General features: G+C 64.1%; 10 protein-coding genes, 1 tRNA gene and 1 riboswitch. Of the genes, 7 read left to right on the top strand and 4 right to left on the bottom strand.

Annotation, left to right across the window (positions count from 1 at the left end):
- A tRNA-Arg gene (locus ACTHL0_RS15225) sits at positions 1–75 on the bottom strand.
- Positions 76–160: 85 nt separating this feature from the next.
- On the bottom strand, positions 161–991 hold the full coding sequence (locus tag ACTHL0_RS15220) for an undecaprenyl-diphosphate phosphatase (protein WP_440567645.1): 831 nt from the start codon (positions 989–991) through the stop codon (positions 161–163).
- A 241-nt stretch (positions 992–1,232) separates the two neighbouring features.
- On the opposite strand from ACTHL0_RS15220, the gene ACTHL0_RS15215 reads away from it, so the two are divergent.
- The 6 genes from ACTHL0_RS15215 to ACTHL0_RS15190 all read left to right on the top strand — a co-directional run bounded on the left by ACTHL0_RS15215 (position 1,233) and on the right by ACTHL0_RS15190 (position 7,213).
- On the top strand, positions 1,233–2,276 hold the full coding sequence (locus tag ACTHL0_RS15215; RefSeq protein WP_440567644.1) for a substrate-binding domain-containing protein: 1,044 nt from the start codon (positions 1,233–1,235) through the stop codon (positions 2,274–2,276).
- A 121-nt stretch (positions 2,277–2,397) separates the two neighbouring features.
- Complete coding sequence (locus tag ACTHL0_RS15210; protein ID WP_440567643.1) at positions 2,398–3,450, top strand: ABC transporter substrate-binding protein; 1,053 nt, start codon at positions 2,398–2,400, stop codon at positions 3,448–3,450.
- Between the two features lie 110 nt (positions 3,451–3,560).
- Positions 3,561–4,385: an ABC transporter permease gene (locus tag ACTHL0_RS15205; RefSeq protein WP_440567642.1), complete on the top strand. Its 825-nt coding sequence runs from the start codon at positions 3,561–3,563 to the stop codon at positions 4,383–4,385.
- An 8-nt stretch (positions 4,386–4,393) separates the two neighbouring features.
- Complete coding sequence (locus ACTHL0_RS15200; protein ID WP_440567641.1) at positions 4,394–5,287, top strand: ABC transporter permease; 894 nt, start codon at positions 4,394–4,396, stop codon at positions 5,285–5,287.
- Positions 5,288–5,328: 41 nt separating this feature from the next.
- Positions 5,329–6,342 (top strand): ABC transporter ATP-binding protein, encoded by a 1,014-nt coding sequence (locus ACTHL0_RS15195; RefSeq protein ID WP_440567640.1) that lies wholly within the window; start codon positions 5,329–5,331, stop codon positions 6,340–6,342.
- A gap of 43 nt (positions 6,343–6,385) precedes the next feature.
- Entirely contained in the window at positions 6,386–7,213 is an 828-nt protein-coding gene (locus ACTHL0_RS15190) for a phosphodiesterase (RefSeq protein ID WP_440567639.1), read from the top strand.
- Between the two features lie 2 nt (positions 7,214–7,215).
- Here ACTHL0_RS15190 and ACTHL0_RS15185 read toward each other — a convergent pair whose 3' ends face one another.
- Positions 7,216–8,043 carry a DUF4397 domain-containing protein gene (locus ACTHL0_RS15185; RefSeq protein ID WP_440567638.1) on the bottom strand — a complete coding sequence of 276 codons (828 nt, stop codon included), beginning with the start codon at positions 8,041–8,043 and terminating at the stop codon, positions 7,216–7,218.
- A gap of 83 nt (positions 8,044–8,126) precedes the next feature.
- Positions 8,127–9,065: an EamA family transporter gene (locus ACTHL0_RS15180; RefSeq protein ID WP_440567637.1), complete on the bottom strand. Its 939-nt coding sequence runs from the start codon at positions 9,063–9,065 to the stop codon at positions 8,127–8,129.
- Between the two features lie 226 nt (positions 9,066–9,291).
- Positions 9,292–9,405: riboswitch (TPP riboswitch) on the top strand.
- A 74-nt stretch (positions 9,406–9,479) separates the two neighbouring features.
- On the opposite strand from ACTHL0_RS15180, the gene ACTHL0_RS15175 reads away from it, so the two are divergent.
- Positions 9,480–10,405, top strand: a 926-nt coding sequence (locus ACTHL0_RS15175; protein ID WP_440567636.1) for a phosphomethylpyrimidine synthase ThiC, incomplete at its 3' end; no start/stop codon positions are given.

Here is a 10,405-nt window from a genome sequence, read left to right as displayed (position 1 = left end):
TGGCCCCCCCACGAGGAATCGAACCTCGATTTCAGGTTTAGAAGACCCGTGTTCTATCCGTTGAACTATGGGGAGGCGAAGGCGTGATTGTACGACGTGCCGGCCACACCGAGCCGGGGGCCGCGATTATACTCGATCCCCCACACGTCGCAGCACAACGTCAACCCGGTTGGCCATACACCATGAACCAAGCGAAGCAGCCGAGGCCCGCCAATACGCAATACACGCCGAAGGACGCCAGACGGCCCCGCCCTTCGAAATAGCGCATCAGGAAGCGCACGCTCAGGTACGCGGCGATCGCCGTCAGCACACCGCCAACCAGCGCGTTGCCCAGTTGGCCCGGCGTATGAAAAAGCTTCGGAATTTCGAGCAGCCCGGCCGCGAAGATGATCGGCGTGCCGAGCAGGAATGCGAACTCAGCCGCGCTCTCGGCGGTCAGCCCCGCCGCATTGCCGGCGATCATCGTCAGACCGCTGCGCGAGAAACCGGGAATCAGTGCGCCGACCTGCGCAAGGCCGACCAGGAACGCCTGTTTGAATGTCAGGTTCTCTGGCGGACGATGAGCACGCGAGCGCTGCAGCCGATCGCCCAGCCACAGCAGCACGCCATTGACGACGAGCGCCAGCGCAACGATCCGCAAATCATGAAAAATCCGTTCCAGCCGCTTTTCGAGCAGCAGACCGACGAGGCCCGCCGGAATCGTGCCGATGATGAGCGCCCACATCATATGGCCCTCTTCGCTGCGCCGCCCACCCAGCGTCCCGAACCACCCGGCCACGAGCGCAACCCAGCGCTTGCGGAAATACCACAGCAGAGCAAACGCCGTGCCCAAATGGAGCGCCACCAGGAATGGAATCAACTGCGGCGCATGCTTATCAATGTGCATACCCAGCAGCGCCGGCGCGAGCAGCGTGTGTCCGAGGCTGCTGACCGGGAACAGTTCCGTGACGCCCTGCAGGACGCTTAGAAAAAACAAAAACCAAAGGCTCACGCGTCGATCCTTTCTTTCTACAAGTTGGTGAAGATGAAGAACATTTCGGGCGTCCATACGCCGGCAGCCCGTCCGATCGCGACCGATTATGCCTAGCGGCGAGGCGTGAGCCAAGCTAAGAAAAGATTTTTTTCAACCCAAATATCGAGCAAAAACGTCATGGCTCAGTCATAATCGAGCCGGATAATCGTTGCGGCGTAAACGTTTTCAGGCCCAGTACTACCGGACTGTACAGACAGCAATGAAACATACAATCAAGGATGTAGCCGCATACGCCGGCTTTTCCATCGCTACCGTCTCTCGCGCGATCAACGCACCGCATACGGTGAACCGGGTCACGCTCGCGAAAATCCGCGAGGCGATCGAGGCCCTGCAGTTCAGTCCGAGTCCGCTCGGGCGCCAACTGCGCGGCGAACGTACGCGCCTCATCGGCGTCGTGCTGCCCACGCTCGCGAATCCGGTCTTCGCCGAATGCCTGCAAGGCATCGACGAACTGGCCGCGGCGCAGGGCTATCGGCTGATGCTGATGACGACCCAATACGATGCCGCGAGGGAACGCCACGCCATCGAGACGCTGCTCGCACAACGGGTCGAGGGACTGATCCTGACGGTGGCCGATGCCGATACGCACCCGCTGCTCGACGAACTCGACCGGGACGGCAAATTGTACGTGCTCATGCACAACGACACGGTACGGCGTCCATCGGTGTCGGTCGACAATCGCCGCGCGGCCTATGACGGCGTGCGGATGCTGATCGAGCACGGCCACGAGCGCGTGATGATGCTGGCCGGTACGCTGGCCGAATCGGACCGCGCGCGTCTGCGCTATCGCGGCTACTCGGAAGCGATGCGCCAGGCGGGGTTGACGCCGTTGCCCGCGCTCGAGGTCGATTTCAACGCCGACGAACTCGCCCCCTCGGTACTCGCGCATCTCACATCGGGCCCCGCCCGCCCCACCGCCCTCTTTTGCAGCAACGATCTGCTCGCGATGGTCGTCATGCGCGGTCTGCGGCGCGCACGCTACAACGTGCCCGAAGACATGTCGATCCTCGGTTTCGACGGGCTCGCCGTAGGCGAGCTGCTGTCCCCGCCGCTCGCAAGCATCGGCACGCCCAACCGCGAAATCGGCTGCGCCGCGTGGCGCCGCCTGATGGCGCGCATCGACGGTGCCGACGACGGCGAATCGCTGTCTCTCACGCTGCCGCACAGGTTGCGCAAAGGCGCGACGATCGCCGCGCTTTCCGGCGCATCGGGCGTCGTCCTGCCCGCCCACCCCGCCGCATAAACGACGGGAAGCAACCGCTTCTGCTTCTGCTTGTGTTTGCGCGCCGCCCTCATGCAAGGGCCGGCGCTGTCCCCCACGACGTCCAATTTCTTCTCTTTCCCGTCCCGCAAGGAGACCTTAAGTGATACGTCGCTCATCCAGCCTTCATGCATGCCTGGCCCGTCTGGCGCGCCTCGCGAGCGCTGCTGGCGTGCTGCTCGCATTCGCCGGCGCATTCGCGCCGACCGCGCATGCTCAACAAACGGCGATCTGCTACAACTGTCCGCCCGAGTGGGCCGACTGGGCCAGCGAACTGAAGGCGCTGCAAGACAAGACAGGCATCCACGTGCCGTCCGACAACAAGAATTCGGGCCAGGCCATCGCTCAGTTGATCGCGGAGCAAAAGAGCCCGGTGGCCGACGTCGTCTACCTCGGCGTGTCTTCGGCCTTCCAGGCGAAGGACAAGGGCGTGATCCAACCGTATAAGCCCGCGCACTGGGACGACATTCCCGCCGGGCTGAAAGATCCGCAAGGGTATTGGTTCGCGATCCACTCCGGCACGCTCGGCTTCATGGTCAATAAAGACGCCCTCGAAGGCAAACCCGTGCCGCGCTCGTGGGCCGATTTGCTCAAGCCCGAATACAAAGGGATGATCGGCTACCTCGATCCGTCGAGCGCATTCGTCGGCTACGCGGGCGCCGTCGCCGTGAACGAGGCGCTCGGCGGCTCGTTCGACAACTTCAAGCCGGCCCTGGACTGGTTCGCCAAGCTCAAGGCCAACCAGCCGATCGTCCCGAAGCAAACGGCCTATGCGCGCGTGCTCTCGGGTGAAATCCCGATCCTGCTCGATTACGACTTCGATGCCTATCGCGCCATGTACAAGGATCATGCGAACGTGGCGTTCGTGATCCCGTCCGAAGGCACGATCTCGGTACCGTATGTCATGAGTCTCGTGAAGGGCGCGCCCCACGAGGCAAACGGCAAGAAGGTGCTCGATTTCGTGCTGTCGGACGACGGCCAGAAGATCTGGGCCAACGCATTCCTGCGCCCGGTGCGCGCGAGCACGATGAGCAAGGAGGCAGCCGCCAAATTCTTGCCCGCGAGCGATTACGCGCGTGCGAAAACGGTCGATTTCGCAAAAATGGCCGAAAAGCAGCAGGCGTTCGGCGAGCAATATCTGAAGGTTATGCACTAGGGCTAAGCAAGCGGCACGATCGATCGGCATCACCCCGTTGCGCGCGAGCGCTTCCCGCCTCGAGCACCCGCGCGCAATCCGTCCCCCCCGATACGGCCTCGGTCATCATCATGCACGACATCACCTTTCCACTGCGCTGGCGCATCGCGTTGCTCGCGCCGGCGCTTGCCGTCTTCATCGCATTCTGGCTGCTGCCGATGGCCGTGCTCCTTCACGTGAGCGGCAACGGCCATGCCATCGCCACCTATCGCGCGCTGCTCACCAACGCGCGCTATATGAACAGCCTCATCGCCACGGTGGTGCTCTCGGCCGCCGTCACATTGGCCACGCTCGTGCTGTCGGTCATTTCGGGCCTGCTGCTCGCGCGCCGTGAGTTTCCCGGAAAGCGCTCGCTCGTAGCGCTGCTCACGTTCCCGCTCGCCTTCCCGGGGGTGGTCGTCGGCTTCATGGTCATCATGCTCGCCGGCCGCCAAGGGCTCATCGGCATGCTTACGCAAAAGCTCACGGGCGACCGGTGGGTGTTCGCCTATTCGATGACCGGGCTCTTTCTCGGCTATCTGTACTTTTCCATTCCGCGCGTGATCGTCACCGTCATGGCATCGGCCACGAAGCTCGATCCTTCGCTCGAAGAAGCCGCCCGCTCTCTCGGCGCATCGCCCTGGCAAATCATGCGCGATGTCGTGTTGCCGGGCCTCGCGCCCGGGCTCGTCGCGGCCGGGGCGATTTGTTTCGCCACCGCCATGGGCGCGTTCGGCACCGCATTTACCCTGGCCACCGATATCGATGTGCTGCCGATGACGATCTACACCGAGTTCACGTTGAACGCGAACATGATTACGGCTGCGGGGCTGTCGGTCATTCTCGGCATCGTCACCTGGCTCGTGCTCGCCATCGCCCGCAGCGCGACCGGCTCGGCCGTCGCCGCCACCGCGTGAGGCGCCCGATGAATCAGCTTACCGATACGTCCGGCTTCGATCGCCGCCCCTCCTGGCTGGCCGGGCAGCTCGCGCCGCGCAAACTGCTCGCGTTCGGGCAATGGCTCGTGACATTCGGCCTGTGCGCGTTTCTCGTTGTGCCCGTCGTCATGTCGATCCTGGCGGGGCTGACCGTCAATTATTTTCGGGGGATATCGAGCGGGCTCACGCTGCGTTGGCTCGCCCAGGTCTGGGCGCAATATCACGGCTCTGTCTTCCTTTCGCTCGAAGTGGCCGCGGCCACGCTCGCGATCACGCTCGTCACCGGCGTACCCGCCGCCTACGCACTCGCTCGCAGCAAGACGCGCTGGGCGCGCGTGGTCGAAGAACTGCTCGTGCTGCCGATCGCACTGCCCGGGCTCGCTTCCGCGCTTGCGCTCATCGTCGTGTACGGCGGCTTCACGGCCTTTCGCATGAGCATCGCGTTCATCGTCGTAGGCCACGTCGTCTTCACGCTCCCGTTCATGGTGCGCGCCGTGGCAGCCGTAGCGGCGAGCGCCGATCTGCGCACGCTCGAGGAAGGCGCAGCCAGCCTCGGCGCCACGTTCGCCCAGCGCTTTTTCACGGTCGTGCTCCCGAATTTGAGGCCGGGCATCGTCGCGGGCGCACTCGCCGTCGTCACGCTGTCCGTCGGCGAGTTCAATTTGACGTGGATGCTGCACACGCCTGAAATGAAAACGCTGCCTGTCGGCCTTGCCGATACCTATGCCTCGTTGCGCATCGAAGTCGGCAGCGCCTACACGATCCTGTTTTTCGCGATGACCATGCCGCTGCTCGTCGCAATGCAACGCTTGAGCGGCGGACAGGTCGAGCTCATGCGGCGCGCCGATGCCGCACGCCGTCCTGCGGATAAAACCGACTAATTTTCCCGCGACCGCTACCGCTCCTTACCGTACTCACTCCGATGAAATTCACCCCGGTTCCCATCGCCCTCACGCAATGCGCGAAGACGTTCCACGGCACACGCGTGCTCGAGCCGCTCGATCTTTCTATCGGCGCGGGCGAGACGCTCGTGCTGCTGGGGCCGTCGGGCTGCGGCAAGACGACGACCCTCCGTATCATCGCCGGGCTCGAATTGCCCGATGCGGGCGGGACGGTGCGCTTCGGCGACGACGACGTCACGCGGCTGCCGATCGAGCGGCGGCACGTCGGCATGGTGTTTCAGAGCTATGCGCTGTTCCCGAATCTGACCGTACGCGGCAATGTCGGGTATGGGCTGAAGATCGCCAAAGCCGAGCCCGCGCTCGCCCGCCGGCGGGTGGACGAATTGCTCGCGATGATGCGGCTCGAAGCCCATGCCGACAAGCCGATTCATCAGCTCTCGGGCGGCCAGCGCCAACGCGTCGCATTGGCGCGCGCACTGGCCCGCGAGCCGCGTGTGCTGCTGCTCGACGAACCGCTGACCGCTCTCGATGCGCGCCTGCGCGATGCGCTGCGGCGCGAGATGAATACGCTGCTGCGCGGGCTCGGCGTCACGACCGTCTACGTGACGCACGATCAGGCCGAAGCCATGGAGCTCGGCGATCGCATCGTCGTCATGAGCGCGGGCCGCATCGAACAGATCGGCACGCTGCGCGAGATCTACTATCGTCCGGCTAACCGCGCCGTCGCTCAGTTCGTCGGCACGATCAATCGGCTGGCCGGACAGCAGCCGAAAGCGCTGCCGACAGCCGCAACGAACGGCACGCCGGGCGAACTCTTCTTCCGCCCCGAGGACGGGCGGCTCGTGCACCCGAAAGACGCGTCGCTGCACGGTGTCGTGGAATCGGTCTCGTTTCTCGGCGAGCGCACGCGCGTGACGGTAACGGGCGCCGCACCCGACACGCTCGTCATCGACGTCGCGGGACGCAGCGAATGGTCGCCCGGTGCAATGGTTGGTATTGAAATTGCGCCGGAAGGGTTGATTGCCCTGCCTTGATCCCGCACCGTCGACACACCTAAACATCGCTATAGGATCCCCCATGCTATTGGCCCAAATCAGCGATCTTCATATCAAGCGCCCCGGCGCGCTTGCCTACCGACGCGTCGACACTGCAGCGTATCTCGAACGTTGTGTCGAGCGGCTCAATGCGATCGAGCCCAAATTGGACGCGGTGGTCGTCACCGGCGATCTCGTCGATTTGGGCAGTCCCGCCGAATACGAAGCGCTCAGGAAGCTGCTCGCGCCGCTCACGATGCCTGTCTACCTGCTTGTCGGCAATCACGATGAGCGCGCCGCGCTACGTGAAGTGTTCGACGATCACGCCTATTTGCACGCCGGAGGGGAATTCGTCCAGTACGCTGTGGACGCCGGGCCGCTGCGCCTCATCGCACTCGATTCGCAAATGCCGCAGCAGAGCAACGGTCACTTGTGCGCGGCACGCCTCGCGTGGCTCGAGACGCAGCTCGCGCAAGCCCGCGGCAAACCCGTCGTGCTCGCGCTGCATCATCCGCCGTTCGTCTCCGGCATCGGACATATGGACCGCCAGCGGCTCGATCCGGAATCGAGCGAGCAATTGGCAGCGATCGTCGGCCGCTACACGAACGTCGAACGTGTCATCTGCGGTCACGTGCATCGCCCGATTTTCACGCGATTCGCCGGGACGATCGCTTCCGCCGTACCGGCTCCGGCACATCAAGTCGCGCTCGATCTGCGCGAGAACGCGCCGTCCGCATTCCGCCTGGAGCCGCCCGCCTTCGCGCTGCATCAATACGCACCCGAAACCGGCATCGTCACGCATCATGCTTATGTCGACGAAGGCGAAGGCCCTTTTCCGTTCTACGAAACGGACGGCTCGCTGATCGATTGAGCTTAATGGCCTGTCAGCGCATTGGCCAGTTCCAGCGCGGGCTGAGACGTATTGCCGCCTTGAGCCACGAGCAAGTGAATCTGCCCGGGCACCAGCGCGCTCGCGACACCGCCCGCGGGTACCGTCGAAATGAGCCAGTCGGCGTTGTTGGCGAGATTGAACTGCGCCGATTCGTAAATCGGCGCGGTGGTGCCCGCGGCCGTCACGATGGCCATATAGTTGCCGCCCGAGAAATATAACGAGTCTTGGCCCGAAGCCGGCACGGCGTGGCCGTAAGACACGCCCGCCATGGTCGGGCTGAAGCCCGCTACGCTCGTGGTGCCCGGTGGCACGATGTAGACGTCGACATCGGCCGCGTTCGGCGAAGCATTGAAAGAACGGACCCGCGCCTGGTTGGACAGCAGGCCTTTGTCGAACGGATCGTCGATCAGGCCGATGCCGTAACCGTTGCTCGCCGTGATGCTCGGCAGCGCGATAACCGTGTACTCGTGGCCATTCGCCACGTCGGGGAACGTTCCACTCGCCAGCGCGGAACTCGCGCTCGAGCCGGTAACGCCGTAGCCCACTTGTGTACTGCCCGTGCCGATGTTCGCGAAGTTCGTCACGCCTTTATAGGGCACGTTCGTTTGGCCGGACAGCGTCGAGCCATTCACGAACAAATCGAGGTTGGGAGCGGCGGAGCCGTTGGGCGCGATCGGCACGGCGTTCACGAAGTGGATTTCCGGGGTTTGCAGCCCCACTTCCTTGCCGACATCATTCGAGCCGCCGCCGCAGGCCGCGAGCAGGCATGCCGCACCCGCGAACGCGATTAAATTATGAACCGTCTTCATCTCCCACCTCCACTGTCCCAACCATCCGACGAATACGAGCCGCGCAGTGCGCGTTCGTGGCCTTGGGACAGCAAACTAAGGGCCTAACCCGCCCTCCTCCGATCGAACCAGAACGAAAGCGCCACGCTCGCGAGAATGACGCAGGTCGACACGAGCGTGGCGCCGGTCACGGGCTCGCCCAGCGTGAGCGCACCCAACGCAACGGCCACGATCGGATTCACGTACATGCAGCTGCTCGCGACGATCGGGCTCGTATGGCGAATCAGAAACCCGTAGGCGACGTACGCGGCCATCGTCGCCACGAACATCAGATACAAGAACGCGAACAGCGAACCGAACCCCAGCGAGCTCACCCGCTCGCCACCGATCAATGCGATCAACGTCGAGATCGCGCCCCCGAGGCCGATCTGCAGCGCAGTCGACAAAAACAAATCGGTCGGCAGCGCGAGCTGGCTCGCAAGATGCGCACCGACCGCCCAGAAGAGCGCAGCACAAAGAATGACGATCGTGCCGCTCATCGATGAATTCGAGGTGTCGCCGTGATTGAGAATAAAAATCCCGAGTAACCCCAACCCGACGGCCACCCACTCCCCTTTTGCGATCGACCGGCCGGCGAGCGCAGAAATGACGGTCGCGAACAACGGCACCGTCGCCACCATCACCGCTGCCGTGCCCGTGCCGACGCTGCGCATACCGAACGCGAGCAAGCCGCTGGAGAAACCCACGAGCATCGTGCCGACGATGCCGGCATTGCGAATTTGGGCGGGTGTCGGCCAGACAAACGCGCGTCGCGTCGCGAGGAAGAACAGCCCGATTCCCGCGATCACATTGCGCAGGCCCGAGAGCAGCAGCGGCGGAAACGATTCGAGCGCGACGTGCACGGCCAGGTAGGATGAGCCCCACGCTAAGTAGACGATGGCGAGCGCGAGCGCAATGCGTCCGCCCCGTGTGCGCGGCAGACGAATCCGCAGGAGTAAGTCGATCGGCACGGCACGGGCAAAACGGGAGAGGCGAGGCGGCATGTAGGTCGACAGGCTTCGGGCAAGCGCACAAGTAGCGGGGTTATTCCGGCGATACGTCGTCATTATGCAACGGTCGATCGCGCACACGCGGGCAGCAAGCCCCACGCTGGTGCGCAGCGGACGGGCATTTCGCCGCGGCGACGGCTTTGGCGGCCCCGGCGGCCGCGCAAGGACGATGCCGTCACCGCCGGTTGCCAAACGCGTGTCGCCCGGTGTATCTTCTGCGGTGCTAACGCGGGGGTCCTGCGTCGTGCCGTCGCACTCGGTACGCGCGGGTGAGAAATACCCTTTGAACCTGATCTGGATAATGCCAGCGCAGGGAAGCGTACGAGCCCTAGCCGCTCGGCGCCTTCTTCTCATCCGCCCGACCTTCCTGTCGTCTCCTGCATTAGCGCCCTAATTCAGGAGATTCCCATGAGTGCCAATCCGAAGTTCATTTCGTCCGAAGCGCACGTCGACGCAGCCGCTGTCGCCCCGCTGCCCAACTCGCAGAAGATTTACGTCACGGGTTCGCGCCCGGATATCCGCGTGCCGATGCGCGAGATCACGCAGGCCGACACCCCCACGGGCTTCGGCGGCGAAAAGAACCCGCCGATCTACGTCTACGATACGTCGGGCCCCTACACCGATCCGCAGGCCAAGATCGACATCCGCGCGGGCTTGCCCGCGCTGCGCCAAGCCTGGATCGAAGAACGCGGCGACACCGAAGCGCTCTCGGGCCTGACGAGCCAATACGGCCGCGAACGCGCCGCCGATCCGGCCACGTCCTCGCTGCGCTTCCCGGGCTTGCACCGCACGCCCCGCCGCGCCAAAGCGGGCGCGAACGTCACGCAGATGCACTACGCGCGCCGCGGCATCATCACGCCCGAGATGGAATTCATCGCGATCCGCGAAAACCAGCGTCGCGCCGAATACCTCGAAAGCCTGCGTGCGAGCGGCCCGAACGGCGCCAAGCTCGCGCAGATGATGGGCCGTCAGCACCCGGGCCAGGCCTTCGGTGCGGCCGCCTTCGGCGCCGACGCCGCGCGCGAAATCACGCCCGACTTTGTCCGTGAGGAAATCGCCCGCGGCCGCGCGATCATTCCGGCGAACATCAACCACCCGGAAAGCGAGCCGATGATCATCGGCCGCAACTTCCTCGTGAAGATCAACGCGAACATCGGCAATTCGGCCGTGACGTCGTCGATCGGCGAGGAAGTCGACAAAATGACGTGGGCGATCCGCTGGGGCGGCGACACAGTCATGGATTTGTCGACGGGCAAGCACATTCACGAAACGCGCGAGTGGATCATCCGCAACAGCCCGGTGCCGATCGGCACGGTGCCGATCTACCAGGCTCT

This window comes from Trinickia sp. (genome assembly GCF_051961175.1).
Classification (GTDB): Bacteria; Pseudomonadota; Gammaproteobacteria; order Burkholderiales; family Burkholderiaceae; genus Trinickia.
Note: the sequence above shows the minus strand (reverse complement) of the source record. Positions and strands in the feature narration are given on the sequence as shown.